Raw genomic sequence first — 26453 nt, forward strand, 5'->3', positions numbered from 1 at the left:
AGAAGAACGCATGCCCCGTCCAAGCCTTCGCGGCGCTTCGCTGGCCGCCATCGCCGCCCTGCTGGGCGCCTGCAGCACGGTGACGCCACCAGTGTCCGCGCCGCCGTCATCGGTGCCGGCGGCCGTGTCGCCGGCACCTGCATCGCCGACGACGCCACCCACGCGGCCCGCATCGTGGGCGGCGCCCGAGGCGCTGGTCGCGCCCTCCTCGTTCGCCGGCGTGCACGGGCTGGCCATCGACGCCAAGGGCCGCCTGCTCGCGGGCTCGGTGCTGGGCAACACCCTGTGGGAGGTCGACCGTACCACCGGCGCGGCGCGCGTGCTCATCGACGCGCCCGAGGGCCAGGCCGACGACATCGCGGTCGGCCCCAAGGGCGAGCTGGCATGGACCAACTACCTCATGGGCATGCTGCGCTACCGCGAGAGCGACAGCGCGCCGCTGCGCGTGCTGGCCAAGGACCTGCCCGGCCTGAACTCGCTCGACTTCGACCGCCGCAACGGCAAGCTCTACGCCTCGCAGGTGTTCCTGGGCGACGCGCTCTGGGAAATCGACCGCGACGGCAAGAAGCCGCCCCGGCTCATCAAGAAGGACATGGGCGGCTTCAACGGCTTCGAGGTCGGGCCCGACGGCATGCTCTACGGGCCGCTGTGGTTCAAGGGCCAGGTCGTGAAGATCGACCCGGCGAACGGCGCCATGGCCGTGATCGCCGATGGCTTCAAGATCCCGGCCGCGGCCAACCTCGACGGCAAGGGCAACCTCTGGGTGGTCGATGCGCGCAGCGGGGAGCTGGTGCGCGTGGACCTCGCCACGGGCCACAAGACGATGGCGAAGCAGCTGCGCCCGTCGCTCGACAACCTCGCGATCGCACCGGACGGAATGATCTATGTGTCGAACATGGCGAACAACGAGGTGCAGTCCTTCAACCCGGCCACGGGCGAGCTGCGCACGCTCACCAGCGGCAAGGTGGCGGTGCCGGCGGGCATGAAGATCGACGGCAACGACCTCTGGGTGGCCGATGTCTTCGGCTTTCGCCAGGTCGATGTCCGCACCGGCGAAGTGCGCGACGTGTTCCGCATGCAGCGCGATCCGGACCTGGACTACCCCTTCGCGGTCGGCCTGTCGGCGAGGCTCTTCGCGCTCAGTTCGTGGTTCGGCGGCACGGTGCAGCTGGTCGACCGCCAGACGCTCAAGACCGTCGACACCATCCACGGCCTGAAGGCGCCGTTCGACGCGATCCCCATGGCCGACGGCAGCGTGATCTACGCCGAACTGGCCGCTGGCAGCATCACCCGCGCGAGCGGGCCGAAGTTTACTGACAAGTTGGTGCTTGCTAGCGGTCTGAGCGGCCCGGTGCAAATGATCGTCGGCCACGACGGCGCGCTCTACGTGACCGAGGCGGCCGGCAAGCTGCTGCGCATTCCGCTGGACGCCAGCGCGCCGCTGCGCACCGTGGCCGACGGGCTGGCGCTGCCTGAAGGCGTGGCGCAGGCGCCGTGGGGCAGTTTCATCGTGGCCGAGAGCGCGGCCCGCCGTCTGGTGGAGATCGACCCGGCCAACGGCAGCCGCCGCACCGTGGCCGAAAACCTGCCGATCGGCCTGGCGCCGAGCCCCGGAATGCCGCCGCCGTACGTGGTCACGGGCGTTGCCGTGGGGAGCGACGGCACGATCTACATGGCCGCCGATCGCAACAATGCGATCTATCGAATCCGCGCTGTAAGGTAGCGTAACAATAAGTGTAAATTATCATTTACTTTTAAAAACAAATATTACAAACTGATCGGAACGTCTCGTGGCGCCCTGATCGCATCCGGCTGTCGGGGGTGTTGCCCAGGCGTTCTTTCCTGAAGGGACAAACGCATGACTCCGCTCGTCGTAGGCCAATTGCTATCGCCCGAATACTCACTGGGCCTGGTAGCGCTCTCCTTCCTGATTTCATTCGCCGGTTCGCTGGTGGCGCTGATCTGCGCGGGGCGCATGGTGGGCGCGGACGGCAAACCCAACCTCGCCGTCGTGGCCTGCGCCGCGGTGGCGCTGGGCGGCATCGGCATCTGGTCGATGCACTTCATCGGCATGCTGGCGTACCGCCTGCCGGTCGGCATCTCCTACAACATGCCGCTCACGGTGGTGTCGCTGGTGGCGGCCATCCTGATCTCGGGCATTGCCCTGTACATGGCCGGCGGCCGGCGCAAGTTCAGCAGGTCGGGCTGGGCGGCCGGCAGCCTGCTGGCCGGGCTCGGCGTGTGCGTGATGCACTACATGGGCATGTACGCGATGAACATGCGCGCCACGATGGACTTCAACATCGCCACGGTCGGCCTGTCGGTGCTGATCGCCATCACCGCTGCGGCCGCTGCCCTGTGGCTGGCGTTCAACCTGAACAAGTTCACGCACAAGGTCGCGGCCGCCGCCGTGATGGGCGTGGCGGTCTGCACCATGCACTACGTGGGCATGAGCGCGGCCAGCATGGTCTGCATCGCCGCGGCGCCCGCCGACGCGCTGGCCATCGGTGGCAGCTCCATGGGCCTCACGGTGTTCGGCACGGCCGGCGCGGTGCTGATCTTCATCTACTGGGTGGTCACCGGCAGCAGCCTCGACGCAGCGCCCACGCAGCGCCGCGCACGCACCAGCTGACCAGCTAGTTGGCACAAGCGGGCCCGGCGCCCGCGGCCTACAGTCTGTGCAGACCTTCAACAAGCGATCTGCACAGACTCTTCATGCCCGTCATCGAATCCCGGCTGCACGCGGCCAGCGACACCTTCCAGGCCAACCGCGCCGGCATGCTCGCCCTGCTCGAACAGGTGCGTGCACACGAGGCCCGCGCCGTGGCGGCCTCCGGCGCATCGGCCGAGCGCTTTGCCAAGCGCGGGCAGCTCCTGCCGCGCGAGCGCATCGCGCTGCTGCTGGACACCGGCGCGCCCTTCCTGCCGCTCGCCTCGCTCGCGGGGCTGGGCCATGACAACCCCGACCTGTCGAAGAGCGTGCCCGGCGGCGGGCTGATCTCGGGCATCGGCCAGGTGGCGGGCGTGCGCTGCATGGTCAACGCCTCCGATTCCGGCATCGACGCCGGCGCGCTGCAGCCCATGGGCCTGGACAAGCAATTGCGCGTGCAGGAGATCGCACTCGAGAACAAGCTGCCCTACGTGCAGCTGGTGGAAAGCGCCGGCGCCAACCTCATGCACTACCGCGTGCAGGACTTCGTGCGCGGCGGCAACATCTTTCGCAACCTCTCGCGGCTCTCGGCCGCGGGGCTGCCGGTGGTGACGGTGACGCACGGCTCGTCGACCGCGGGCGGCGCCTACCAGACGGGCCTGTCCGACTACATCGTGATGGTGCGCGACCGCACGCGGGCCTTTCTCGCGGGGCCGCCCTTGCTGAAGGCCGCCACCGGCGAGATCGCGACTGAAGAAGAACTGGGCGGCGCCGTGATGCACACCCACATCTCGGGCCTGGGCGACTACCTGGCCGAAGACGACCGCGACGCCATCCGCATCGCGCGCTCGATCCTTGGCGGCATCGACTGGGCACGCGACGAAGCGCCGCGCAAGTTCGCACCGCCGCGCTACGACGCCGAAGACCTGCTCGGCATCATGCCGAGCGACGGGCGCCGTCCGGTGGACATGCGCGAGGTCATCGCGCGCATCGCCGATGGCTCGGAGTTCCTGGAGTTCAGCGAGCACTACGGCAGCGCCACTGTCTGCGGCCACATCCGGCTCGAAGGCCATGCGGTCGGCATCATCACCAACAACGGCCCCATCGATTCCAATGGCGCGACCAAGGCCACGCACTTCATCCAGGCCTGCTGCCAGTCGCGCACGCCCATCGTCTACCTGCAGAACATCACCGGCTACATGGTGGGCCGCGCGCACGAAGAGGCCGGCATCATCAAGCACGGCGCCAAGATGATCCAGGCCGTGACCAGCGCCACCGTGCCGCAGATCACGCTGTACTGCGGCGCCTCTTACGGCGCGGGCAACTACGGCATGTGCGGGCGCGGTTTTGCGCCGCGCTTCTGCTTCTCATGGCCCAACGCGCGCACCGCCGTGATGGGCGGCGAGCAGGCCGCCAAGACCATGGCCATCGTCATGGAGGCCGGCATGGCGCGCAAGGGCGCGGTCGACACCGCGAAGATCGACGCGATGCAGCAGCAGATCATCGAGCGCTTCGACCGGCAGATGAGCGTGTTCACCACCAGCGCGCTGCTGCTCGACGACGGCGTGATCGACCCGCGCGACACCCGCGCGGTGCTGGCCGAAGTGCTCTCCGTGTGCCGCGATGACGATGCGCGCACGCCGCAGGCCATGCAGTTTTCGGTGGCACGGCCATGAAGAAATTCCACAAGATCCTGATTGCCAACCGCGGCGAAATCGCGGTGCGCGTGATGCGCACCGCGCGCACCATGGGCTACCGCACCGTCGCGGTGTATTCGAGTGCCGACGCCGATGCCGAACATGTGCGGCAAGCCGACCAGGCCGTGTGGATCGGCGAATCGCTCCCCGCGCAAAGCTACCTGAACATCGCCGCCCTCATCGAGGCCGCACGCACCAGCGGTGCCGATGCGGTGCACCCCGGCTACGGCTTTCTCGCCGAGAACGCAGAGTTCGCGCAGGCTTGCCGCGACGCGGGGCTGGTCTTCATCGGTCCCTCGCCAGAGGCCATTCGCGCGATGGGCGACAAGGCCGGCGCCAAGCGGCTGATGCAGGCGGCCGGTGTGCCCTGCATTCCCGGCTACCAGGGCAAGGACCAGAGTGCCGCCACGCTCGCCGCCGAAGCCGCGCGCATCGGCTGGCCCGTGATGATCAAGGCCACCGCCGGCGGCGGCGGGCGCGGCATGCGGCTCGTGACCTCGGCCGCATCGTTTGGGGAGTTGCTGCAGAGCGCGCAGTCCGAAGCGCTCAATGCCTTCGGCGACGCCACGGTGATCCTGGAGCGCGCCATCGTCGCGCCGCGCCACATCGAGATCCAGGTGTTCGCCGACCGGCACGGCAACGCCATCCACCTCGGCGAGCGCGACTGTTCTGTGCAGCGCAGGCATCAGAAGGTGGTCGAAGAAGCGCCTTCGCCGGCCGTGTCCGAAGCGCTGCGCGAACGCATGGGCGCCACCGCCGTCGCCGCCGCGAAGGCCATCGCGTACGAAGGCGCGGGCACGCTCGAATTCCTGCTCGATGCCGAAGGCCAGTACTGGTTCATGGAAATGAACACGCGCCTGCAGGTGGAGCACCCGGTGACCGAGGCGGTGACCGGGCTCGATCTGGTCGAGCTGCAACTGCGCGTCGCGGCCGGCGAGCCCCTGCCGCTGGCCCAGCAAGACGTGCGCATCACCGGCCATGCGATCGAGGTGCGGCTGTGCGCCGAAGACCCGCAACAGGGCTTCATGCCGCAGAGCGGCACGCTCGCCGCATGGCGACCGGCGGCGGCCCTGCGCACCGAGCACGCACTGCGCGACGGTGCGGTCGTGCCGCCCTTCTACGACTCGATGATCGCCAAGCTCATCGCCCATGGCCGCACGCGCGATGAAGCCAGGCACCGGCTGGTCACGGGCCTGCAGGACACGGTGGCACTGGGCCTTGCAACCAATCAGCAGTTGCTGGAGCGCGTGCTCTCGCACGATGTGTTTGCAAGCGGCGGCGCGACCACGGCGTTCATCGCCGATCACCTCGATGCGCTGCTTGCGCCCGATGCGGCCACCGACATGCATGCTGCATTGCTCGCCGCGCTGCTGCTCCAGTTGGGTGAACGCGGCTGGCCTTCACCACTCGCGCACACGCTCCCCAACGCCCTGCGATTCGCGCTCGACGGCAAGGTGCATGCAGCCCGCGTGACGCCGCGCGGTGCCGGCCGCTTCGATGTGGCGCTGGACAAAGAAGCACCCACGCGGGTCGACCTGCTGGCCTTGCCGGGCGATGGCACCGTGCGCTTCTCGTGCCAAGGCATCGCGGATCAGGCACTTGCCGTGCGCGAAGTTGCTGACCATTTGTGGATTCACTTCCACGGCCGGTCTTTCGAGTTGCGCGACCTCACGCATGTCACCGAAGCGCGTGCCGACGCCGCCGGTGGCGACGGCCTGCTGCGCGCCTCGATGAACGGCCGCGTCATCGCCTTGCTGGTGGCCGAAGGCGACGCGGTCGCAGCCGGACAACCGCTCGTCACGCTGGAAGCCATGAAGATGGAGCACGTGCATTGCGCACCACGCGCCGGCCGTGTCGCCGCACTGCATGTGGCCGTGGGCGCCCAGGTGGCCGCGCGCCATGTGGTCGCCGAGATCGCCGACGCATGACGACGCCCGCCTCTCGCTTCTTTCTTTCAATGCCCCGGAAGTCTTTCGCATGAACGCCCCCTCTTCCCGCTACCGCTCCGTCTTCGCGCCCGGTCTTTTCGGCGGGCAGGTCATCGTCGTCACGGGCGGCGGCTCGGGCATCGGCCGCTGCACCGCGCATGAACTGGCGGCGCTCGGCGCGCAAGTCGTGCTGGTCGGCCGCAATGCCGAGAAGCTCGCAACCGTGCAGACCGAGATCGTCGATGCCGGCGGCAAGGCCAGCACCCAGGCCTTCGACATCCGCCAGGAAGAAGCCGTGCGCACGGCGGTCGCGGCCATCGTCGCTGCGCATGGCCGCATCGACGGCCTCGTCAACAACGCCGGCGGCCAATACATCACGCCGCTGGCCGACATCTCGGCCAAGGGCTGGGAAGCGGTGATCCACACCAACCTCACCGGCGGCTTTCTCGTGGCGCGCGAATGCTTCGTGCAGAGCATGCGCGCGAACGGCGGCGCCATCGTCAACATCGTGGCCGACATGTGGGGCTCGATGCCGAACATGGGCCACAGCGGCGCCGCGCGCGCCGGCATGGTGAGCTTCACCGAAACGGCAGCGCTCGAATGGGCCGCCAGCGGCGTGCGCGTGAACGCGGTGGCGCCGGGCTACATCGCATCGAGCGGCATGGACCACTACCCGCCCGAGGCCGGCGACATGCTGCGCGCCATGCGCAAGACCGTGCCCGCGGGCCGCTTCGGCAACGAAGCCGAGACCTCCGCCGCCATCGCCTTCCTGCTGAGCCCGGCCGCCAGCTTCATCAGCGGCAGCGTACTGCGCGTGGACGGCGCGCGGCCGCAGGTGCGCATGGGCTGGCCCATGGCGCTGCCCGATGCGCAGGCGCAGCAGCGCGCGGCGGTGCGGCCCTTCGATGGCTTTCATCTGGCGCAGACGCCGCGCGTGTTCCGCAACGACATTCCACCCGCGGAGGGCAAGGCGTGACGCTGGGCTGCGGTCATGAAGGCATTGCCGCGGGAGAAACCTGCGAGCACCTGCCGACACAACCGGCAGGCGGATACATCCGCTGTTTCACGGGCAAGGGATGGCACCACCGGCTGTGCTGCATGACATGCAGAACGGCTGAAGCGCCCTCGTGGCGCGATGCCTGCGCGGCCTGCTTGCAAAAGGTTGAAAACGAGGACTGCTGGGAAGGCATCGAAGGCCAGCCCGAAGTCATGGAGCGTGCCAGCGGACTTACTTTCGCGCACGCGGCGGTTGCTCTGCCGGGTTTGCGCGCCGACGAAATGATCGACATCCGAGCGCTCGCAACAGCAGGCTGCTGGATGGCGCTGGACACCCGAGGGCAGCTCTGGCACGCGGACTTTCACCAGCAGAAGGCGACCTTGCTGCGCGCGCGCTGGCCCGAGGACATCGGTCCGGTGGAAGCACTTGAGCTTCATGTGTCGGCGGACGGCCGCTTCGCTGCGATCGTGCAGTGCGTCGGCAGTCACGGTGTCGTGTTCGATCTGGCCAACGATGAAGTTTCGTCGGCCACGATGCGTCTGGCGCGCGGCGACTACCACTGCGACGTCTCTCCGTTCAGCATCGCCTTCTTCATCCACGAAGGCCGCACATTGCTCGTGCACCCCACCGACTGGAACCGACTCGACATCAGCGACCCGGCCACCGGCGAACTGCTGACGCCGCGCATCTCGCCCAACAACGGCGACGCTCACTTCCTCGACTACTTTCATGGTCGCCTGCTCGCATCGCCCGACGGCCACTGGGTGGCAGAAGACGGCTGGGTCTGGTCGCCCACAGGCTATCCCCGGGCCTGGAGTCTGCGCGAATGGGTTACCCGCAACCCATGGGAATCCGAGGACGGCCAATCGCTGCAATCCATGCCGTGGCGAGCCTACCGATGGAGCGATCCCATGTGCTGGACAGGCGCCCACGTGCTCGCCGTATGGGGGTATGGCGAGGACGACCAATGGATGATTCCAGCCGTGACGCTCTACGACGTGCGCAGCGGCGAGGCATTGCGCCGGTTTGCCGGACCTGAAACTGCCGCGGCGGAAGGCACCGACTGGCGCGCCGCCATCGCGCGCCCCGGCGGCGCGCTGGTCTTCGACCAGCACCTCTTCGCGTGTTCCGAGCGCTTCGGCATCTCTGTCTGGGACATCGCCGACGGCGTCTGCCTGCACCGCGACGCCACGCTGAAGCCGTTGCGCCATCACGCGATCGATCACGTCTTTCTCTCGGCGCAACCGGACGGCTTCTTTCGCCTCTCACGCCTCGAAGGCGCCGCCCCCTGACACATCGACAACAGATCAAGGAGACAAGCAACATGCAGTACACCCACGAACACCTCGAGATCCAGAAGACCCTGCGCCGCTTCATCGATGAAGAGATCAACCCGCATGTGGACGAATGGGAAGCGGCCGAGATCTTTCCCGCGCACGAGGTTTTCAAGAAGCTCGGCAACCTCGGCCTGCTGGGCCTGAACAAGCCCGAGGCCTTCGGCGGCGCCGGGCTCGACTATTCGTATGCGATGGCCATGGCCGAGGCGCTGGGCCACATCAGTTGCGGCGGCGTGCCGATGGCCATTGGCGTGCAGACCGACATGTGCACGCCGGCACTCGCGCGCTTCGGCAGCGATGAATTGCGCCGCGAGTTCCTGGCACCGGCCATCGCGGGCGACATGGTCGGCTGCATCGGCGTGAGCGAGCCCGGCGCGGGCAGCGACGTGGCGGGCCTGAAGAGCCATGCGCGCAAGGACGGCGACGACTACCTCATCAGCGGCCAGAAGATGTGGATCACCAACAGCCTGCAGGCCGACTGGATGTGCATGCTGGTCAACACCAGCGATGGCCCCGTGCACCGCAACAAGTCGCTGGTGATGGTGCCGATGAACCTTCCGGGCATCGAGAAGGCCAAGAAGATCCGCAAGATCGGCATGAATTCGAGCGACACGGGCCTGATCTATTTCGACAACGTGCGCGTGCCGCAGCGCTACCGCATCGGTGAAGAAGGCCAGGGCTTCATCTACCAGATGCAGCAGTTCCAGGAAGAGCGGCTGTGGGCCGCCGCGAGCTCGCTCGAGTCGATGGAAGACTGCATCGCACAGACCATCGAATGGGCGCAGCAGCGCCAGATGTTCGGCGGCACGCTGGCCGACCAGCAGTGGGTGCAGTTCAAGCTGGCCGAACTCAAGACCGAGGTGGAGGCGCTGCGCGCCCTCACCTACCGCGCCTGCGATCTGCATGTGCAGGGCGAGGACGTGCTCGAACTGGCGTCGATGGCCAAGCTCAAGACCGGGCGCCTCACGCGGCAAGTGGCCGACACCTGCCTGCAGTTCTGGGGTGGCATGGGCTTCACGCTCGAGAACCGCGTCTCGCGCCTGTACCGCGACGGCCGGCTGGGCTCGATCGGCGGCGGCGCCGACGAAGTGATGCTCGGCATCCTCGCGAAGACCATGGGCATCGCCAAGCGGCCGCCGCAGCGCGGCTGATGCACAGCAACATGGACGCCGAACTGCAGGCCGACCGCGCGGCACTTGCCGACACGGTGCGGCGCTTTGCCGAGAGCGAAATCGCGCCGCATGTGCAGGCATGGGACGACGCGGGCGAGTTTCCGCGTGCGCTGTACATGCGCGCCGCGGAACTGGGGCTGCTCGGCCTGAGCTATCCCGAGGCGCTGGGCGGCACGCCCGCTTCTTACGCGCTCAAGCTGCCCGCATGGATTGCGCTCGCGCGCCACGGCAAGAGCGGCGGTGTGCTGGCCAGCCTGTTCTCTCACAACATCGGCCTGCCGCCCGTGGTGCTGCATGGCAGCGATGCAGTGCGCCAGGAGGTGGTGCCGCCGGTGTTGCGCGGCGAGAAGATCGCGGCGCTCGCGATCACCGAACCCGGTGGCGGCTCGGACGTGGCGGCGCTGCGCACGACGGCCAGGCGCGACGGCGATCACTACATGGTGAACGGCGAGAAGACCTTCATTACCTCCGGCATGCGCGCCGACTGGATCACGGTGGCCGTGCGCACCGGCGAAGGGCGTGGCGCGGGTGGCATCTCGATGCTGCTGGTGCCGGGCGATTCGGTCGGCTTGAATCGCACGCGCCTGTCGAAGATGGGCTGGCTGTGCTCCGACACGGCCACGCTGCACTTCGACAACGTGCGCGTGCCCGCGCGCTATCTGCTCGGCGATGAAGGCGCGGGCTTTCGCATGATCATGGGCAACTTCAACGGCGAGCGCATCGGGCTGGCGGCCGGGGCGTTGGGCTTTTCGCAAGCCTGCCTCGACGAGGCACTGGCCTGGGCACGCGAGCGCAAGGCCTTCGGCGCTTCGCTCATCGAACATCAGGCGGTGCGCCACAAGCTGGTGGACATGCAGATGCGGATTGCCTCCACCGAGGCCTGGCTCGAAGCCGTATCGGCCGAGGGCGATGCGCAGGAAGCCGCCGGTCGCTTCAACGCGCCCGAGTGGGTGGCGCAGATCTGCATGCTCAAGAACCACGCGACGCAAACCATGCAGTTCTGCGCCGACCAGGCGGTGCAGATCCTGGGCGGCATGGGCTTCATGCGCGGCACGGTGAGCGAGCGCATCTACCGCGAGGTCAAGGTGATGATGATCGGCGGCGGTGCAGAAGAAATCATGAAGGAACTGGCGGCGCGGCAGCTGGGCTGGTAGGCGCGCGCCTACACCGGGCGGGCCCTTCTTCGCGCCCATCCTGGAACGCCTGCGCGATGCGCGTGTCCAACGATCCAGCGGCTCCTGTCGGGGCCGCGGGAGATCACCATGTTCTCTTTGACTTACGGCATCGGCTCCGTCATCTTCATCCTGCTGGTGGTGCTGGTCTTTTCGGCGATATGGATTTTCCGGGAGTACGAGCGCGGCATCGTGTTCACCCTCGGACGGTTCTCGAAGGTCACGGGGCCCGGCCTGGTGGTCGTGATCCCGGGCATCCAGCAGGTGGTGCGCGTCGACCTGCGCACCGTGGTGCTCGAAGTGCCGACGCAGGACGTGATCTCGCGCGATAACGTGTCGGTGAAGGTCAGCGCGGTCGTCTACTTCCGCATCGTCAACGCAGAGAAAGCCATCATCGAGGTCAAGGACTTCTTCAACGCCACCAGCCAGCTGGCGCAGACCACGCTGCGCTCGGTGCTGGGCAAGCACCAGCTGGACGACATGCTGGCCGAGCGCGAGAAGCTCAACCTGGATGTGCGCGAGTCGCTGGACGTGCAGACGGCGTCATGGGGCATCAAGGTATCGAACGTCGAGATCAAGCAGATCGACCTCACTGAATCGATGGTTCGCGCCATTGCGCGGCAGGCCGAGGCGGAACGCGAACGCCGCGCCAAGGTGATCCACGCCGAGGGCGAACTGCAGGCGTCCGAGAAGCTGTTCCAGGCGGCCCATGTGCTGGCGCAGGAACCGCAGGCGATCCAGCTGCGCTACCTCGAAACGCTGACGGTGATCGGTGCGGACAAGAACACGACCATCGTGTTTCCCTTGCCGGTGGACCTGATCACGAGTTTCCTTGGCAAGCATGCGTAGCGAGCGGCGATTGGCGAGGTGAAAAGGCGCGGGCCGCGCCGCCGCACCATTGCTCGCGCGGAAGTTCAGGTCGCTGCGCGGCGAATTGACAATCCGGCTACGTGCCTATGGCAACCTCCGTGCTGCCCTCACACAGGGAAACACAGGGAAACACAGGGAACCACACCATGAGCAATACACAGCCGCCAACCCACCCGGTCATCGATGGCCTGGCCGATTTCTTCGCGCACTCGATGCGCACGCCGATCCTCCGGCGGCCCGACGAATACGGCATGGCCTATGAGGATGTCTTCTTTCCATCGCTCGACGGCGTGGCCCTCGAAGGCTGGTTCATTCCCGCCGACTCCGACCGCCTCGTGATCTGCAATCACTTCATGCCGGGCAACCGCTACGGCTATCCCGGGCACCTCGAACCGTGGACCGGTTTCGGCGGCTTCGAGGTCAACTTCTTGCCGCAGTACAAGGCGCTGCACGACGCAGGCTACAACGTGCTGGCCTACGACCTGCGCAATCACGGCCGCAGCGACGCGGGCAATGGCGGCCTGGTCGGCATCGGGCTGCTGGAGTACCGCGACGTGATCGGTTCGCTGCGCTATGCGAAGACGCGCGGCCACATGAAGACAGCGCTGTTGAGCGTGTGCCTCGGATGCAATTCGACGATGGTGGCGATGAACAGGCACCCCGAGGAGTTCACGCACATCCAGGCGCTGCTGGCACACCAGCCGGTGTCGGCGCGGCCTTTCGTGGAGCGCGCTTCGGAGAATGCGGGCATTGCGAACGGGCCCGAACTCTTCGATGCGGCGAGCCGCCGGCGCACCGGTTTCGGCATCGACGAGCTGTCGCCGATCGAACACGCCAAGGCGGTCACCGTGCCCACGCTCGTGGTGCAGGTGCACGACGACGTGCTCACCAAACCCTCGGACGTGCAAACCATCTACGACAACATTGCCGCGAAAGACAAGAAGCTGTTCTGGATCGAAGGCACGAGCCGGCGCTTCGATGGCTACAACTACTTCTCGGAAAAGCCCGAGCTGATGCTGGACTGGTTCGCCACCCACATCGGCTGAACGCCGGCACGCACCTCAGTCGTCGTTCTCGGCAGGCTTGGCTTGTTGTTGTTGCTGCTGTGCGGCGGCCTGCGCCGCGCGCAGCTTGTCTTTCTTGCTGGGCCGTTTGCCCTTGATGCCACCGGTGCCGGTGGCATCGACCATCGGCACAGCCACTTCGGTCGGCTCGAAACCTTCGATGCGCTCGCGTGGCAGGCTCAGGCCCTGGCGCTTTTCGATGAGGCGGAAATGCGCTTCGGTGGATGCGCTGACGAAGCTGATCGCCAGGCCGCTTTCTCCTGCGCGGCCGGTGCGGCCGATGCGATGGATGTAGTCGGTAGGCGAGCGCGGCAGGTCGTAGTTGATGACCACCGGAAGCTGCGCGATGTCGATGCCGCGCGCCGCAAGGTCGGTGGCGATCACCACGTCCCAGCGGCTCTGCTTGAACTGCGCAAGGATGTCGGTGCGCGTGCCCTGCGCGATGTCGCCGTGGAAAGGCACGGCGTACACGCCGTTCTTGTAGAGCTTCTCGGCCACGATCTGCGCCGAATGCTGCGTGGCGACGAAGACCAGCACGCGCTCCCACTCGTTCTCTTTCAGCAGGTGGCGCAGCAGCTGCGTGCGGCGGTCGGGGTCGACCTCGATCACGCGCTGCACGATGTTCGGTTCGGTGCCCGGCTCGCCCTGCACGTCGACGACGGCGGGCTCGCGCAGCATGCCGTCGGCCAGCGCCTGGATGGCGGGCGGGAAGGTGGCGGAAAACAGCAGGTTCTGGCGCTGTGCGGGCAGCAGCGCGAGGATGCGGTTGAGTTCGTCGGCAAAGCCCAGGTCGAACAGGCGATCGGCCTCGTCGAGCACGAGCATCGACACGGTGTTGAGCTTGAGCGCGTTGTGGTCCACGAGGTCGAGCAAACGGCCGGGCGTGGCGACGACGATGTCGGCGCCGCCGCGCAGGCCCATCATCTGCGGATTGATCGACACGCCGCCGAAGGCGATGGCGATCTTCAGGCGCTGGGGCAGGTGCTGCGCCAGGCTGCGCATGGTCTCGCCGACCTGGGCCGCGAGTTCGCGCGTAGGCACGAGCACCAGCGCGCGCACGCGGCGCGGCGACTGCGCGGCTTCGGCGACCAGGCGCTGCAGCAGCGGCAGGGAAAATGCGGCGGTCTTGCCGGAGCCGGTCTGTGCCGAGCCCCGCACGTCGCGACCTTGCAGAATCGCGGGGATGGCCGCGGCCTGGATGGCGGTCGGCGCGGCATAGCCGCTTTCGGCGGCAGCCTGCACGAGCGCGGGGGCCAGGCCCAGTGAGTCGAATGGCATGTGAGCAGACAGAGAGAAAACCCGAGATAGATAGAGAAGAGACGTACCGAATGTCGACGATGAAACAGCGCAGTCAGCAGACCGGCAGCGCCCTGGTGTATTCCACCGAGGCCGGTGGACGCATGTGCCCCGACTGCGGCGAGCCCGTGGCCCAGTGCCGTTGCAAGGAACTCAAGGCGCGCGTGCCGGCCACTGACGGCATTGTGCGTGTATCGCACGAGACCAAGGGGCGCAAAGGCAAGGGCGTGACGGTCATCAAGGGTGTCGCGCTGAATGCGGAGGCGCTCACGGCACTCGGCAAGCAGCTCAAGACGGCTTGCGGCTCGGGGGGCACGGTGAAGGACGGCGTCATCGAAATCCAGGGCGACCACCGCGAAACCGTGATCGCCGCGCTGGTCAAGCAGGGCCACACGGTCAAGCGGGCCGGAGGCTGAGCGCGCGATGAACCCCGAAGACCTTCAGCGCCTGGTGACGCTCCAAATGCCTTTTGGCAAACACAAGGGCACGCTGATTGCCGATTTGCCCGGAAATTACCTGACGTGGTTTGCACGCGAGGGTTTTCCCTCGGGAGAAATAGGGCGGCTGCTCCATTTGATGCATGAAATAGACCACAACGGGCTCTCGGACCTGCTCAAACCGTTGCGAAACCGCCCGTCGGGTCGAGATGTTTCTCAATAACACATGATTTCCCCACTCTTTTCCGAAATGGGGCTGGATAATCCCGCCTACGTGTCTGCGAGCTTTGTCTCCCGTGCACGTAATTCGGTGATCGGTCAGTTTCGCGCCACAGCGCATTTTGTTTGTTGTGATTCTGGGACTCCATCGCTTTGTTTTGTTGGTTTGAATTAGGAGTCCCTCCATGGGCAAGAAACTCTACGTAGGCAACCTCGCCTACTCTGTGCGTGACAACGACCTGGAACAGGCTTTCGGCGAGTTCGGCTCGATCGTCAGCGCCAAGGTCATGATGGAACGCGACACCGGCCGTTCGAAGGGCTTCGGCTTCGTCGAAATGGGTTCGGACGCTGAAGCACTCGCAGCCATCGAAGCCATGAACGGCCATTCGCTCCAGGGCCGCGCCCTGACGGTGAACGAAGCCCGTCCGATGGAAGCTCGTCCTCCCCGCACCGGCGGTGGTGGCGGCTACGGCGGCGGTGGTGGCGGCGGCTACGGTGGTGGCGGCGGCGGCGGTTACGGCGGCGGCGGTGGCCGTAGCGGTGGTGGTGGCGGCGGCGGTTACGGCGGCGGCGGCGGTGGTCGCGGCGGCTACTAAGCCCTCACCCACACTCATGAGGGCCTCGGCCCTCTGAATGAATAAAAAGCTCCTTCGGGAGCTTTTTTCGTTTCTGCGCCGTCCTTTTCAAGCGCGACAGAAAGCGGGCTGCGACGGCCCGCGATGCCCACCGGCAAGAAGCGAAGCGCTGCGCGCCGGGCCCTGCGGGAGAACCCTGTCCCGGCGGTACGCATTTGTCCGTACCGGGGCGGTCAGCCAACGGTCAGCCGCCGACAACGACCCTCATCCCTCCAAAACAAGAGGGTCGAGACAATGAAAATAAAGAGTCAGGCTGACTTCTTTTCAGGAGTCATGTTCACCACCGTGGGGGGCGCTTTCGCGATTGGCGCGACCACCTACACGGTCGGCAACGGAGCCCGCATGGGGCCCGGCTACTTCCCGCTGATGCTGGGCATCCTGCTGGCCATCCTCGGGGTCATCATCATGTTCCAGGCGCTGGTGGTGGAAACCACCGACGGCGATCCGATCGGCAAGTGGGCCTGGAAGCCGCTGGCCTTCGTGCTCGGCGCCAACCTCGCCTTCGGCGTGCTGCTGGGCGGACTGCCCAGCATCGGGCTGCCGGCGATGGGCATGATCATCGCGATCTACGCGCTCACGATCATCTCGAGCATGGCGGGCGAGCACTTCAAGCTGCGCGACGTGCTGGTTCTCTCGACCATCCTGGCGGCAGGCAGCTACGTGGCGTTCATCTGGGCGCTCAAGTTGCAGATCCAGGTCTGGCCCACATTCATTTCGGGCTGAGGGAGAACAACACCATGGACCTGATCCACAACCTGGCGACCGGCTTCGGCGTCGCGTTCACCTTCACCAACCTGCTGTACTGCCTGATCGGCTGCATCCTGGGCACGCTGATCGGCGTGCTGCCGGGCATCGGCCCGGTCGCGACCATCGCGATGCTGCTGCCCGCCACGTATGCGCTGCCGCCCGTGTCGGCGCTGATCATGCTGGCCGGCATCTACTACGGCGCGCAGTACGGCGGCTCGACCACGGCCATTCTGGTGAACCTGCCCGGGGAGTCGTCCTCGGTGGTCACCTGCATCGATGGCTACCAGATGGCAAGGCAGGGCCGCGCGGGCCCTGCGCTGGCGGCGGCGGGCCTGGGCTCGTTCTTCGCCGGCTGCGTGGGCACGCTGATCCTGGCCGCCTTCGCGCCGCCGCTGACCGAGCTGGCCTTCAAGTTCGGCCCGGCCGAATACTTCTCGCTGATGGTGCTGGGCCTGATCGGCGCGGTGGTGCTGGCCTCGGGCTCGCTGATCAAGGCGGTGGCCATGATCGTGCTCGGCCTGCTGCTGGGCATCGTGGGCACCGACGTCAACTCGGGCGTGGCACGCTACAGCTTCGACATTCCCGAACTCACCGACGGCATCGGCTTCGTGGTGATCGCCATGGGCGTGTTCGGCTACGGCGAAATCATCGGCAACCTCTCGCAGCCCGACGACGAGCGCGAAGTGTTCACGCACAAGGTCAAGGGCCTGTGGCCCACCAAGGACGACTTCAAACGCATGATGCCGGCCGTGCTGCGCGGCACGGCGCTCGGTTCTGCACTGGGCATCCTGCCCGGTGGCGGTGCGCTGCTGGCCTCGTTCGCGTCGTATGCGCTCGAAAAGAAGATCCGCATGAAGCCCGGCGAAGTGCCGTTCGGCAAGGGCAACATCCGCGGCGTGGCCTCGCCCGAATCGGCCAACAACGCCGGCGCGCAGACCTCCTTCATTCCGCTGCTGACGCTGGGCATTCCGCCCAACGCGGTGATGGCGCTGATGGTGGGCGCGATGACCATCCACAACATCCAGCCGGGCCCACAGGTGATGACCAGCAACCCCGAGCTGTTCTGGGGCCTGATCGCCTCGATGTGGATCGGCAACGCGATGCTCATCATCCTGAACCTGCCGCTGATCGGCATGTGGATCAAGCTGCTGACGGTGCCCTACAAGTTCCTGTTCCCCGCCATCGTGCTGTTCTGCGCGATCGGCGTGTACTCGACCAACAACAACACCTTCGACGTGTGGATGGTGGCGGCCTTCGGCTTCATCGGCTACCTGTTCATCAAGCTGCGCACGGAGCCTGCGCCGCTGCTGCTGGGCTTCATCCTCGGACCGATGATGGAAGAGAACCTGCGGCGCGCCCTGCTGCTGTCGCGCGGCGCGTGGAGCGTGTTCGTCACGCGGCCGCTGTCGGCGGGGCTGCTGGTGGCCGCGGCGATGCTGCTGGGCATCGTGCTGCTGCCGGCCATCAAGGCCAAGCGCGAGGAAGCTTTCGTCGAGGAATAGGCTCGCCCCCAGGCTGCGCGCACTTCGTGTCGCTGCGCCAACCCCCTACCGGGGGCAACACCTGCGGCCCGGCAAAGCCGGTTCCGCGGTGTTTCTGGAAGAAAGCCCGGGCCCGGAACCCCGAGCTTTTTTTATTTGAGGAACGCGTCGTAGGCCGTCTTCAGGATCAGCGCGCTCACGACGACGATGAACACGACCCGCACGAAGCCCGCGCCGTGCTTGAGCGCCACGCGCGTGCCCAGCAGGCTGCCCGCCACGTTCGCCACCGCCATCACCAGCCCGTAGTGCCACCAGACGTGGCCCTTGGCGGCCAGCAAGATCAGCGCGGCGGCGTTGGTCAGGGTGTTGATGAGCTTGGCCGAGGCCGAGGCGTTGAGAAAGTCGTAGCCCATCCAGCGCACGAACAGGAACACCAGGAAGCTGCCCGCGCCCGGCCCGAAGAAGCCGTCGTACAGCCCGATCGACAGGCCGATGGTGCAGGCGGCCAGGGTTTCGGCCCGGCCGCTGAAGCGCGGCGCGTGCAGCCGGCCCATGTCCTTGCGCGCCAGCGTGTAGAGCAGCACGCCGAGCAGGATCACCGGTAGCGCCCGGCGCAGGAAGTCGCCCGGGAACACCGTGACGCCCCATGCGCCCAGCATCGAACCCACGAAACCGAGCAGCGCGGCCGGCCACAAGGCGCCCCAGCGCATCTGCACCCGCTGGCTGAATTGGGCGGCTGCGGCCGCCGTGCCCCAAATGGACGCGCTCTTGTTGGTGCCCAGCAACGTGGCCGGCGGTGCCCCCGGGAACACGGCGAACAGCGCCGGCACCAGGATCAACCCGCCTCCGCCCACGATCGAATCGACAAAACCCGCGAGCATCGAGGCGCCCGTCACCACCAGCATTTCCATGCCGGGATTGTCTCACCGGTTTGCTACCGAAACGATAGCTGCATACGCACACGCTGCGCGCGAACCGGGGTTGTTTGGCTTCCAGGAAAAACGTGCCTCTCGACAGTCTGGCGGGCATAAAAAAGGCGCCGACCAGCGGCGCCTTTCAAAGTCAGACATGGCATCTCGTACGGAGCCTTCGGAAGCATTTTTCTTGTTCGGGGGATTGTCTCCTCGGACCCTCGGCAGCACGAGCAGGGCCCGTTCGCGAGTGCGCAGACTTTAGGGGGTGCACCGCGCCAGTGCATTAGGAATTACCCGCTTTGCCTTACCTGCGAAGACCTGTTCGCAAACCAAAGTGTTTCTGGTAGTTAACGATGTGGCATGACTTGTGCACTGCACACCACAGTTCACCACCCGGAGAAGAGCACCGTCATGCCCCTGGTCCCGCAAGCCTCCATCAACGCGGCCGACACCGCCTGGATGATGACCTCGACCGCGCTGGTGCTGCTGATGACGCTGCCCGGCATCGCCCTCTTCTATGCGGGCATGGTGCGCCGCAAGAACGTGCTGGCGACCATGGCCGCGGTCGTGGCGATTGCCGCGGCGGTTTCGCTGACCTGGTTCGCGCTGGGCTATTCGCTGGCGTTCACCGAGGGCTGGCCCTGGCTGGGCGGCACCGGGCGCTTCTGGTTCTCGGGTTTCGAGTACCTGAAGGAGGCCGGCCAGGTGGCGGTGAGCCACGTCGCGCCCAACGTGCCCGAATCGGTCTACGCGATGTTCCAGCTGACCTTCGCGATCATCACCACCGCGCTGGTGCTGGGCGCTTTTGTCGAGCGCATGCGCTTTTCGGCGGTGCTCTGGTTCGCGCTGCTGTGGAGCGTGCTGGTCTATGCACCGATCGCGCATTGGGTGTGGGAGCCGGGCGGCTGGCTCGCGCAGATGGGCGCGCTCGACTTCGCGGGCGGCTCGGTGGTGCACGTCAACGCGGGCATCGCGGGGCTGGTCTGCGCCTATGCGCTCGGGCCGCGCAAGGGCTACGGGCGCGAGGCCTTCGAGCCGTACAGCCTGGCCTTCACGATGGTGGGCGCGGGCCTGCTGTGGGTGGGGTGGTTCGGCTTCAATGCGGGCTCGGCGGTGGCGGCGGACGGGCGCGCGGGCCTGGCGATGCTGGTCACGCACATCGCGGCGGCGGCCGGGGCGATGAGCTGGATGGTCGGCGAATGGACCGTGCGACGCAGCCCGTCGCTGCTGGGGCTGTGCTCGGGGCTGGTGGCGGGGCTGGTCGCGATCACGCCGGCGGCGGGCTTCGTGACGCCGCCGGCGGCGCTGGCCATCGGCGCCATCGCGGGACTGGCCTGTTATTGGGGCGCGACGGGCCTGAAGCACCTGCTGGGCGCGGACGATTCGCTCGACGTGTTCGGCGTGCACGGCATCGGCGGCATCGTGGGGGCACTGCTCACGGGTGTGTTCGCCGATGTGCGCGTCTCGGGTGCGACCGGCAATGTGCTGACGCAGGCCATCGCCGTCGGCAGCGTGGCGATCTACAGTGCGGCGGGAACGGCGATCGTGCTGTTCCTGGTGCATGTGCTGGTCGGATTGCGCGTCGATCCGGAAAGCGAGCAACTGGGCCTCGATCTTGCACAGCATCGTGAACACCTGGGGAGCTGATCCACCGACGGAGGAACCATGCCATCCATGTCCGAAAGCGAACGCATCGCCCTCGCCGCCCGCCTGCACGTGGCCTTGCGGCGAAAGCATGGGCGCGTGACCGACACCGAGTGGATGGCAACCAATGCCGAGTACGCCGCCGAGATCGTGCGCATGACGCGTGCGCACGCGGCGGACACGCAGGACGCAGAACTGGAGCAGCTCGCGACGCGCCTCGAACAGGCGATGGAGCCGCTGGCGCGGGCTGCGCGGCTGGCGGCTCGGCAGCCGGATGGGAATCCGCCTACGCCGCCGCCTCGCTATGTGGGCGGTTTGCGTTGAGAGATCGCGGAAGCCTTCGGGGCGAGTGCACAGGACACCGGGTACTCCCCTCCGCGAATGTCCCCCGGGGCTTCGCCCCTCCTCCTTTATTTCGCTGCGGGGAGTACCCGGTGCCCTGCGCACAGTGGGCGCTGCCGTTGTGCTGGCCGATCAACCACGGCACTGAACGATCACGCCCTCCGTCGCCAATTCAACTCGCAGCCAGTGCCGCCTTGCGGATTGATTGCAGGGTGCTGACCGGCGTGATGGCTTCCGGGTCCAGCAGGCAATGCAGGATCGCGGGCTTGCCGCTGGCACGGGCGCGCGCCAGTGCGGGGCCGAACTCTTCGGTATTCGTCACGCGCTCGCCGTGGCCACCGAACACTTCGGCATAGCCGCGGAAGTCCGGGTTCTTCAACTGGGTCGCGCTGATGCGGCCGGGGTAATGCTTTTCCTGGTGCATGCGGATCGTGCCGTACATGGCGTTGTCCAGCAGCACCACGATGATCGGCAGGCCGTATTGCACGGCGGTCGCGAACTCCTGGCCGTGCATCATGAAATCGCCATCGCCCGCGAAGACAACCACCTCGCGCTGCGGCCACAGCCGCTTGGCGCCGACGCCGGCCGGCAGGCCGTAGCCCATCGAGCCGCTGGTGGGCGCAAGCTGGCTGGCGAACGCGCGGAACGGCCAGAAGCGATGCACCCAGGTGGCGAAGTTGCCCGCGCCGTTGCAGAAGATGGTGTCGGCCGGCAGCACCGCGCGCAGGTGCTGCATGACCTCGCCCATCTGCAGCGGGCCAGGAATACGGATGGGGGCCGGGTCGCTCCAGCGCAGGAAGTCTTCGCGCGCGGTCTTCGTCTCGGCCTGCCAGGTCGGTGTTGAAGCCGGGCGCAGTGCGCTCACCGCTTCGGCGAATGCCTGCGGCGTGGCGTGGATGCCCAGTGCAGGGCGGTAGAGCTTGCCGAGTTCGTCGGCATCGGCGTGCACATGCACCAGCGCCTGTTTAGGCTGCGGAATGGCCAGCAGCTCGTAGCCTTGCGATGGCACTTCCGACAGCCGACCGCCGACCAGCAGCACGAGGTCTGAATTGCGGATGCGTTCGAGCATGCGCGGGTTCGCGCCAAGGCCCAGGTCACCGGCATAGCAAGGGTGCTCGGCCGACATCAGCATCTGGCGACGGAACGAGCAGTACACGGGCAGCGAGAAGGCTTCGGCGAAACCTGCGAACTGCTGCGCGGCTTGTTCCGACCAGCGGCTGCCGCCGAGGATGACGACCGGCCGTTGCGCCTGCGACAAGCGCTGCTGCAGGTCGGCCAGTTGCGCCGCACCGGGGTAGGTTTCCGTCACTGCATAGGGCAGCGCGTCGGCCACCGTCGCGGCTTCGGTCAGCATGTCTTCGGGCAACGCGATCACCACGGGGCCGGGGCGGCCCGAAGTGGCGACGTGGAAGGCGCGAGAGACCAGCTCGGGCACGCGCGCCGGATCGTCGATCTGCACGACCCACTTGGCCATGGTGCCGAAGACCGCGCCGTAGTCCAGCTCCTGGAAGGCCTCGCGGCCCAGCGCATCGCGCGCGACCTGGCCCACGAACAGCAGCAGCGGCGTCGAGTCCTGGTGCGCGATGTGCACGCCGGCCGCCGCGTTGGTGGCGCCCGGTCCGCGCGTGACGAAGCAGACCCCGGGCTTGCCGGTGAGCTTGCCCTGCGCCTCGGCCATCATGGTGGCGCCGCCTTCCTGGCGGCACACGGTCACGTCGATGGAAGCGTCGTGCAGCGCATCGAGCACGGCGAGAAAACTTTCGCCGGGCACGCAGAAAAGCTGCTGCACGCCATGGGTGATGAGCTGGTCGACCAGGATCTGGCCGCCGGTGCGGGAGGAAGTCATGCGGTGTCCAAGGAGATGATGAAGGTATGAGGTGCGGGTCTTGCCCCTTCCCCCTCTGGGGGAAGGTTGGGATGGGGGCAAGCGGCGGTCGATGGGCCGACAGCAATTGCAAGGCCGCCTGCCCCCACCCCTGCCCTCCCCCAAAGGGGGAGGGAGAAATTCAAAGTCATTCGAGCGCTTCGCATGCAGCCGCGATGCGCGTGCATGCCTCTTCCAACTGCGCCATCGACGTCGCATATGAAATGCGGAAATACGGCGCCAGTCCGAACACGCTGCCCGGCACCACCGCCACCTCGAAGTCCTGCAGCAGATAGCGGCAGAAGTCGCTGTCGGTCTGCAGCAGCGCGCCGCCACGGGTGCGCTTGCCGAGCACGCCGGCGCAGCTCGCAAAGGTATAGAACGCGCCCTCGGGCACGCGGCAATGCAGGCCAGGCATGCGGTTCAGCGCGGCCACCACGAAGTCGCGCCGCGCCTGGAAATCGGCGCACCGTTCGGCCACGATCTCCTGCGGCCCGGTCAGCGCCTCGATGGCCGCCGCCTGGGTGATCGACGACGGGCACGAGGTCGACTGGCTCTGCACCACCGCCATGGCCGCGATCAGCGCACGCGGCCCCGCGCCGTAGCCCAGGCGCCAGCCGGTCATGGCGTAGGCCTTCGACACGCCGTTCACCGTCAGCGTGCGTTCGCGAAGGCGCGGTTCGATCGCCACGGGCGTGGCAAAGGCCAGCCCGTCGTAGAGGATGTGTTCGTAGATGTCGTCCGCCAGCACCCACACCTGTGGATGGCGCAGCAGCACGTCGCACAGCGGCTGCAACTGCGCCGCGCTGTAAGCCGCACCGCTCGGGTTCGACGGCGAGTTCAAGAAGAGCCAGCGCGTGCGCGGCGTGATCGCCGCTTCGAGCTGCGCTGCCGTCAGGCGAAAGCCGTTCTCTTCGCTGCAGGCCACCGGCACCGGCACGCCGCCGCAGATCTGCACGATGTCCGCGTAAGAGGTCCAGTACGGCGCGGGCAGGATCACTTCGTCGCCGGGGTCGAGGCTCGCCATCAGCGCATTGAAGATCACCTGCTTGGCGCCCGCGCTCACGCTGATCTCGTCGAGCGCGAAGTCAAGCGCGTTGTCGCGCCTGAACTTGAGCTGCACCGCCGCCTTCATCGCCGGGCTGCCGTCGAGCACCGTGTAGCGCGTGTCGCCCTTTTCGATGGCGCGCATCGCCGCTTCGCGGATGTTGTGCGGCGTGTCGAAGTCGGGCTCGCCCGCGCCCAGCACGATCACCGGCCGGCCCGCGCGCTTGAGCGCGTTCGCCTGGTCGGTGATGCGCAGGATCTCCGAGACATGGATGGCGCGCACGCGCTGCGCCGGCGAGAACACGGCGGTGTCGGGGGTCACTTGGTGTAGGTCTCCAGTGGCTTGTCGTTGGGTTCGAGCATCAGCTGCTTGAGCGCCGGGCTCATCGGCAGGTTCAGGCTGGTGTTCTTCGGCGGAATGGCTGCCACGAACCACTTGGTGTAGATCTTTTCCAGCTCGCCGCTCTTCATGAGCTTGCGCAGCGAATCGTCCACCGCGGTCTTGAAGGCCGGGTCGTCCTTGCGGAACAGCAGCGCGATGGGCTCGGAGCCCAGCGCCTCGCCCACGATGCGGTAGGAGGCCGGGCTCTTCGAGTTCGCGATGATGCCGGCGAGCAGGTTGTCGTCGAGCACGAAGGCATCGGCGCGGCCCGACTCCATCAGCAGGAAGCTTTCGAGGTGGTCCTTGCCGAGCATCGTGTTGTACGAGACGTTCTGCGCGCGCTCGCGCTTGCGCAGCAGCTGCACGGCGGTGGTGCCGGTCGATGCCGACACGTTGCGGCCCGCGAGCTGGTCGAGCGTGGTGATGCCCGAGTCGACCTTGGTCGCCATGCGCACTTCGCTCACGTACGTGGTGAGCGCAAAGGCCACCTGCTGCTGGCGCGCGGTGTTGTTGGTGGTGGGGCCGCAGCCGATGTCGAGCGTGCCGTTCTGCACCAGCGGGATGGTGTTCTGCGCGGTCACGGCCATGTATTCGAGTTTGGCGTTGGGTGCGATGTCTTTCAGCACGCGCTCGCACAGCTCGACGTGGTAGCCCACGTACTTCTCGCCCGCGCCGAGCATGTAGGCCATCGGCGGCGAGGCTTCGCGCACGCCGAGCACGACCTTGCCGTTGGCCTTGATCTTGTCGAGCGTGCCGGTGGTGGCGGTCTGCGCGCTGGCGCCGCCGAATGCGACCGCGAGCAACGCTGCGGTGGCAAGGGTCTTCAATTGCATCTTCATCTTCTCTGTCTCCTGGTAGTTTTTCTTTGAAAGGCACGGCCGCTTCCTTGCCGCTGCAGCCGAGTGCTGCGCGGCGGGAACAACGGGCCGGGGGGCGATCAGTCGCCGATGTCGAAGGTCACGCCCTGGGCCAGGGGCAGTGCCGTCGAGTAGTTGATCGTGTTGGTGGCGCGGCGCATGTACGCCTTCCAGCTGTCGGAGCCGGCTTCGCGGCCGCCGCCGGTTTCCTTCTCGCCACCGAAGGCGCCACCGATCTCGGCGCCGCTCGGGCCGATGTTGACGTTGGCAATGCCGCAGTCCGAGCCCGCGCTGGACATGAAGCGCTCGGCCTCGCGCACGTTGAGCGTGAAGATCGACGACGACAGGCCCGCGCCCACCGCGTTGTGCCATTCGATGGCTTCGTCGAGTTCGCTGTAGCGCACCACATACAGGATGGGCGCGAAGGTTTCGCGCAGCACCGGGCCGGCGTGCGCCTTCAGCTCCACGAGCGCGGGGCGCACGTAGTAGGCGTCTTGCGTGCCAATGCCGTCGACCCGCTGGCCGCCGTGCACCGTGGCGCCGGCTTCGCGGCTTTCGCCGAGCGCCTTCTGCATGCCGTCGAAGGCGGCGCGGTCGATCAGCGGACCGACCAGCGTGCCCGCCTCGCGCGGATCGCCCACCTGCACGTTGCCATAAACCTTCGCGAGCTTGGGCACCAGCGCGTCGTACACGCTGTCGTGCACGAACAGGCGGCGCAGCGTGGTGCAGCGCTGGCCGGCCGTGCCCATGGCTGCGAAGGCGATGCCGCGCAGCGTGAGGTCGAGGTCGGCCGAGGGCGTGACGATGGCGGCGTTGTTGCCACCCAGTTCAAGAATCGCGCGGGCAAAACGCGCAGCCAGCTTGGGCCCGACCTGCCGCCCCATCGCGGTGGAGCCGGTGGCCGAAAGAATCGGCACGCGGTGGTCGTCGACCAGCACTTCGCCGATGTCGCGCTGGCCCAGCAGCAGGCCGAGCAGGCCTTCGGGCGCATCGCCGAAACGTTCGATGGCGCGCTGCGCGATGGCGTGCGTGGCCAGCGCGGTCAACGGTGTTTTCTCGGACGGCTTCCACACCACCGAGTCGCCGCACACCAGCGCCAGCGCCGCGTTCCACGACCACACGGCCACCGGAAAGTTGAAGGCCGAGATCACGCCGCACACGCCCAGCGGATGCCAGGTTTCCATCATCCGGTGCTCGGCGCGCTCGGTGGCCAGCGTGAGGCCATAGAGCTGGCGAGAGAGGCCGACCGCGAAGTCGCAGATGTCGATCATTTCCTGCACCTCGCCCGCGCCTTCGGACGGGATCTTGCCGGCCTCCAGCGTGACGAGGCGGCCCAGGTCGCGCTTGGCGGCGCGCAGCTCTTCGCCCAGGAGGCGCACCAGCTCGCCGCGGCGCGGCGCCGGCACGTTGCGCCAGGCCTTGAAGGCCTCGTGCGCGCGGCCGATGGCGCCGGTGGCCTCGACCGGCGTGGTCTGCGGCACCTGCGCGATCACCTCGCCGGTGACCGGGGAGCGCACCGTCAGATCGCCGCCGGTGTAGGCGGTGTGCGGCACGCCCAGGCGCTGCAGCAGTTGTTCGACTTCGGTGGCGACGGGAAGGGGGGTGTGGGCTTCTGACATCCGGGCAATATCAGCGAATCCCGCACCCTTGCATAGCGAAAATATGGAAGGACCTGATGCGTTTCAGGAATGAACTCGCGAC

23 protein-coding genes are annotated in these 26453 nt (G+C 67.1%); 17 read left to right on the forward strand and 6 right to left on the reverse strand.

Annotation, left to right across the window (positions count from 1 at the left end; all coding sequences use genetic code 11):
• Window positions 1–10 precede the first annotated feature (10 nt).
• From BLQ28_RS27230 to BLQ28_RS27275, 10 genes are all read left to right on the forward strand, one after another.
• Window positions 11–1723, forward strand: a complete 1713-nt coding sequence (locus tag BLQ28_RS27230) for an NHL repeat-containing protein (protein ID WP_093246438.1) — start codon at window positions 11–13, stop codon at window positions 1721–1723.
• A 135-nt stretch (window positions 1724–1858) separates the two neighbouring features.
• The gene (locus tag BLQ28_RS27235) at window positions 1859–2632 is read left to right on the forward strand and encodes an MHYT domain-containing protein (RefSeq protein ID WP_093246439.1); all 774 of its coding nucleotides are present in this window, start codon (window positions 1859–1861) and stop codon (window positions 2630–2632) included.
• 83 nt (window positions 2633–2715) lie between these two features.
• On the forward strand, window positions 2716–4326 hold the full coding sequence (locus BLQ28_RS27240; RefSeq protein ID WP_093246440.1) for an acyl-CoA carboxylase subunit beta: 1611 nt from the start codon (window positions 2716–2718) through the stop codon (window positions 4324–4326).
• Entirely contained in the window at window positions 4323–6275 is a 1953-nt protein-coding gene (locus BLQ28_RS27245; protein WP_093246441.1) for an acetyl/propionyl/methylcrotonyl-CoA carboxylase subunit alpha, read from the forward strand. The genes BLQ28_RS27240 and BLQ28_RS27245 overlap by 4 nt, the downstream gene beginning before the upstream one ends.
• Before the next feature lie 49 nt (window positions 6276–6324).
• Window positions 6325–7251, forward strand: coding sequence for an SDR family oxidoreductase (locus tag BLQ28_RS27250; RefSeq protein WP_093246442.1), 927 nt, complete (start codon window positions 6325–6327; stop codon window positions 7249–7251).
• Window positions 7248–8564 carry a hypothetical protein gene (locus BLQ28_RS27255; RefSeq protein WP_143012582.1) on the forward strand — a complete coding sequence of 439 codons (1317 nt, stop codon included), beginning with the start codon at window positions 7248–7250 and terminating at the stop codon, window positions 8562–8564. The genes BLQ28_RS27250 and BLQ28_RS27255 overlap by 4 nt, the downstream gene beginning before the upstream one ends.
• 32 nt (window positions 8565–8596) lie before the next feature.
• Window positions 8597–9760 carry an acyl-CoA dehydrogenase family protein gene (locus BLQ28_RS27260; RefSeq protein ID WP_093246444.1) on the forward strand — a complete coding sequence of 388 codons (1164 nt, stop codon included), beginning with the start codon at window positions 8597–8599 and terminating at the stop codon, window positions 9758–9760.
• An 11-nt stretch (window positions 9761–9771) separates the two neighbouring features.
• Window positions 9772–10935, forward strand: coding sequence for an acyl-CoA dehydrogenase family protein (locus BLQ28_RS27265; RefSeq protein ID WP_093246507.1), 1164 nt, complete (start codon window positions 9772–9774; stop codon window positions 10933–10935).
• Between the two features lie 108 nt (window positions 10936–11043).
• Entirely contained in the window at window positions 11044–11802 is a 759-nt protein-coding gene (locus BLQ28_RS27270; RefSeq protein WP_093246445.1) for a slipin family protein, read from the forward strand.
• 167 nt (window positions 11803–11969) lie between these two features.
• On the forward strand, window positions 11970–12869 hold the full coding sequence (locus tag BLQ28_RS27275; RefSeq protein ID WP_093246446.1) for an alpha/beta hydrolase family protein: 900 nt from the start codon (window positions 11970–11972) through the stop codon (window positions 12867–12869).
• Between the two features lie 15 nt (window positions 12870–12884).
• Here the strand turns inward: BLQ28_RS27275 and BLQ28_RS27280 are convergent, their stop codons facing one another.
• Window positions 12885–14165, reverse strand: a complete 1281-nt coding sequence (locus tag BLQ28_RS27280; RefSeq protein WP_093246447.1) for a DEAD/DEAH box helicase — start codon at window positions 14163–14165, stop codon at window positions 12885–12887.
• A gap of 50 nt (window positions 14166–14215) precedes the next feature.
• Here BLQ28_RS27280 and BLQ28_RS27285 point away from each other — a divergent pair, with 50 nt between their 5' ends.
• The 5 genes from BLQ28_RS27285 to BLQ28_RS27305 all read left to right on the forward strand — a co-directional run bounded on the left by BLQ28_RS27285 (window position 14216) and on the right by BLQ28_RS27305 (window position 17723).
• A complete protein-coding gene (locus tag BLQ28_RS27285) occupies window positions 14216–14599 on the forward strand; it encodes a translation initiation factor Sui1 (protein ID WP_176801238.1) in 384 nt (127 codons plus the stop codon).
• Window positions 14600–14606: 7 nt separating this feature from the next.
• The gene (locus tag BLQ28_RS27290; RefSeq protein ID WP_093246448.1) at window positions 14607–14843 is read left to right on the forward strand and encodes a DUF3820 family protein; all 237 of its coding nucleotides are present in this window, start codon (window positions 14607–14609) and stop codon (window positions 14841–14843) included.
• A 181-nt stretch (window positions 14844–15024) separates the two neighbouring features.
• The gene (locus BLQ28_RS27295) at window positions 15025–15435 is read left to right on the forward strand and encodes an RNA recognition motif domain-containing protein (protein ID WP_093246449.1); all 411 of its coding nucleotides are present in this window, start codon (window positions 15025–15027) and stop codon (window positions 15433–15435) included.
• A 273-nt stretch (window positions 15436–15708) separates the two neighbouring features.
• Window positions 15709–16197: a tripartite tricarboxylate transporter TctB family protein gene (locus tag BLQ28_RS27300; RefSeq protein ID WP_093246450.1), complete on the forward strand. Its 489-nt coding sequence runs from the start codon at window positions 15709–15711 to the stop codon at window positions 16195–16197.
• Between the two features lie 14 nt (window positions 16198–16211).
• Complete coding sequence (locus BLQ28_RS27305; protein WP_093246451.1) at window positions 16212–17723, forward strand: tripartite tricarboxylate transporter permease; 1512 nt, start codon at window positions 16212–16214, stop codon at window positions 17721–17723.
• 131 nt (window positions 17724–17854) lie between these two features.
• Here BLQ28_RS27305 and BLQ28_RS27310 read toward each other — a convergent pair whose 3' ends face one another.
• Entirely contained in the window at window positions 17855–18613 is a 759-nt protein-coding gene (locus BLQ28_RS27310) for a TSUP family transporter (protein ID WP_093246452.1), read from the reverse strand.
• Between the two features lie 414 nt (window positions 18614–19027).
• Here BLQ28_RS27310 and BLQ28_RS27315 point away from each other — a divergent pair, with 414 nt between their 5' ends.
• Both BLQ28_RS27315 and BLQ28_RS27320 read left to right on the forward strand, forming a co-directional pair.
• A complete protein-coding gene (locus tag BLQ28_RS27315) occupies window positions 19028–20263 on the forward strand; it encodes an ammonium transporter (protein WP_093246453.1) in 1236 nt (411 codons plus the stop codon).
• Between the two features lie 18 nt (window positions 20264–20281).
• Complete coding sequence (locus tag BLQ28_RS27320; RefSeq protein ID WP_093246454.1) at window positions 20282–20584, forward strand: hypothetical protein; 303 nt, start codon at window positions 20282–20284, stop codon at window positions 20582–20584.
• Window positions 20585–20774: 190 nt separating this feature from the next.
• On the opposite strand, the gene BLQ28_RS27325 is transcribed toward BLQ28_RS27320, so the two are convergent.
• From BLQ28_RS27325 to BLQ28_RS27340, 4 genes are all read right to left on the reverse strand, one after another.
• Window positions 20775–22448 carry a thiamine pyrophosphate-binding protein gene (locus tag BLQ28_RS27325; protein WP_093246455.1) on the reverse strand — a complete coding sequence of 558 codons (1674 nt, stop codon included), beginning with the start codon at window positions 22446–22448 and terminating at the stop codon, window positions 20775–20777.
• 166 nt (window positions 22449–22614) lie between these two features.
• Window positions 22615–23835, reverse strand: coding sequence for a pyridoxal phosphate-dependent aminotransferase (locus BLQ28_RS27330; protein WP_093246456.1), 1221 nt, complete (start codon window positions 23833–23835; stop codon window positions 22615–22617).
• On the reverse strand, window positions 23832–24734 hold the full coding sequence (locus BLQ28_RS27335) for an amino acid ABC transporter substrate-binding protein (protein WP_093246457.1): 903 nt from the start codon (window positions 24732–24734) through the stop codon (window positions 23832–23834). The genes BLQ28_RS27330 and BLQ28_RS27335 overlap by 4 nt, the downstream gene beginning before the upstream one ends.
• Before the next feature lie 98 nt (window positions 24735–24832).
• Entirely contained in the window at window positions 24833–26371 is a 1539-nt protein-coding gene (locus tag BLQ28_RS27340; protein ID WP_093246458.1) for an L-piperidine-6-carboxylate dehydrogenase, read from the reverse strand.
• Window positions 26372–26453 lie beyond the last annotated feature (82 nt).

It is taken from the genome of Variovorax sp. EL159, from assembly GCF_900100965.1.
In the GTDB taxonomy this organism is placed as follows: Bacteria; Pseudomonadota; Gammaproteobacteria; order Burkholderiales; family Burkholderiaceae_C; genus Variovorax.

What these genes read in the sequence shown, in the direction of transcription:
- BLQ28_RS27300 (WP_093246450.1), top strand. Translation starts at nt 15,709, where the DNA reads ATGAAAATAAAGAGTCAGGCTGACTTCTTTTCAGGAGTCATGTTCACC.
- BLQ28_RS27290 (WP_093246448.1), top strand. Translation starts at nt 14,607, where the DNA reads ATGAACCCCGAAGACCTTCAGCGCCTGGTGACGCTCCAAATGCCTTTT.
- BLQ28_RS27285 (WP_176801238.1), top strand. Translation starts at nt 14,216, where the DNA reads ATGTCGACGATGAAACAGCGCAGTCAGCAGACCGGCAGCGCCCTGGTG.
- BLQ28_RS27325 (WP_093246455.1), bottom strand. Translation starts at nt 22,448, where the DNA reads ATGACTTCCTCCCGCACCGGCGGCCAGATCCTGGTCGACCAGCTCATC.
- BLQ28_RS27295 (WP_093246449.1), top strand. Translation starts at nt 15,025, where the DNA reads ATGGGCAAGAAACTCTACGTAGGCAACCTCGCCTACTCTGTGCGTGAC.
- BLQ28_RS27275 (WP_093246446.1), top strand. Translation starts at nt 11,970, where the DNA reads ATGAGCAATACACAGCCGCCAACCCACCCGGTCATCGATGGCCTGGCC.
- BLQ28_RS27335 (WP_093246457.1), bottom strand. Translation starts at nt 24,734, where the DNA reads ATGAAGATGCAATTGAAGACCCTTGCCACCGCAGCGTTGCTCGCGGTC.
- BLQ28_RS27270 (WP_093246445.1), top strand. Translation starts at nt 11,044, where the DNA reads ATGTTCTCTTTGACTTACGGCATCGGCTCCGTCATCTTCATCCTGCTG.
- BLQ28_RS27280 (WP_093246447.1), bottom strand. Translation starts at nt 14,165, where the DNA reads ATGCCATTCGACTCACTGGGCCTGGCCCCCGCGCTCGTGCAGGCTGCC.
- BLQ28_RS27265 (WP_093246507.1), top strand. Translation starts at nt 9,772, where the DNA reads ATGGACGCCGAACTGCAGGCCGACCGCGCGGCACTTGCCGACACGGTG.
- BLQ28_RS27250 (WP_093246442.1), top strand. Translation starts at nt 6,325, where the DNA reads ATGAACGCCCCCTCTTCCCGCTACCGCTCCGTCTTCGCGCCCGGTCTT.
- BLQ28_RS27340 (WP_093246458.1), bottom strand. Translation starts at nt 26,371, where the DNA reads ATGTCAGAAGCCCACACCCCCCTTCCCGTCGCCACCGAAGTCGAACAA.
- BLQ28_RS27305 (WP_093246451.1), top strand. Translation starts at nt 16,212, where the DNA reads ATGGACCTGATCCACAACCTGGCGACCGGCTTCGGCGTCGCGTTCACC.
- BLQ28_RS27260 (WP_093246444.1), top strand. Translation starts at nt 8,597, where the DNA reads ATGCAGTACACCCACGAACACCTCGAGATCCAGAAGACCCTGCGCCGC.
- BLQ28_RS27235 (WP_093246439.1), top strand. Translation starts at nt 1,859, where the DNA reads ATGACTCCGCTCGTCGTAGGCCAATTGCTATCGCCCGAATACTCACTG.
- BLQ28_RS27310 (WP_093246452.1), bottom strand. Translation starts at nt 18,613, where the DNA reads ATGGAAATGCTGGTGGTGACGGGCGCCTCGATGCTCGCGGGTTTTGTC.
- BLQ28_RS27245 (WP_093246441.1), top strand. Translation starts at nt 4,323, where the DNA reads ATGAAGAAATTCCACAAGATCCTGATTGCCAACCGCGGCGAAATCGCG.
- BLQ28_RS27230 (WP_093246438.1), top strand. Translation starts at nt 11, where the DNA reads ATGCCCCGTCCAAGCCTTCGCGGCGCTTCGCTGGCCGCCATCGCCGCC.
- BLQ28_RS27240 (WP_093246440.1), top strand. Translation starts at nt 2,716, where the DNA reads ATGCCCGTCATCGAATCCCGGCTGCACGCGGCCAGCGACACCTTCCAG.
- BLQ28_RS27315 (WP_093246453.1), top strand. Translation starts at nt 19,028, where the DNA reads ATGCCCCTGGTCCCGCAAGCCTCCATCAACGCGGCCGACACCGCCTGG.
- BLQ28_RS27320 (WP_093246454.1), top strand. Translation starts at nt 20,282, where the DNA reads ATGCCATCCATGTCCGAAAGCGAACGCATCGCCCTCGCCGCCCGCCTG.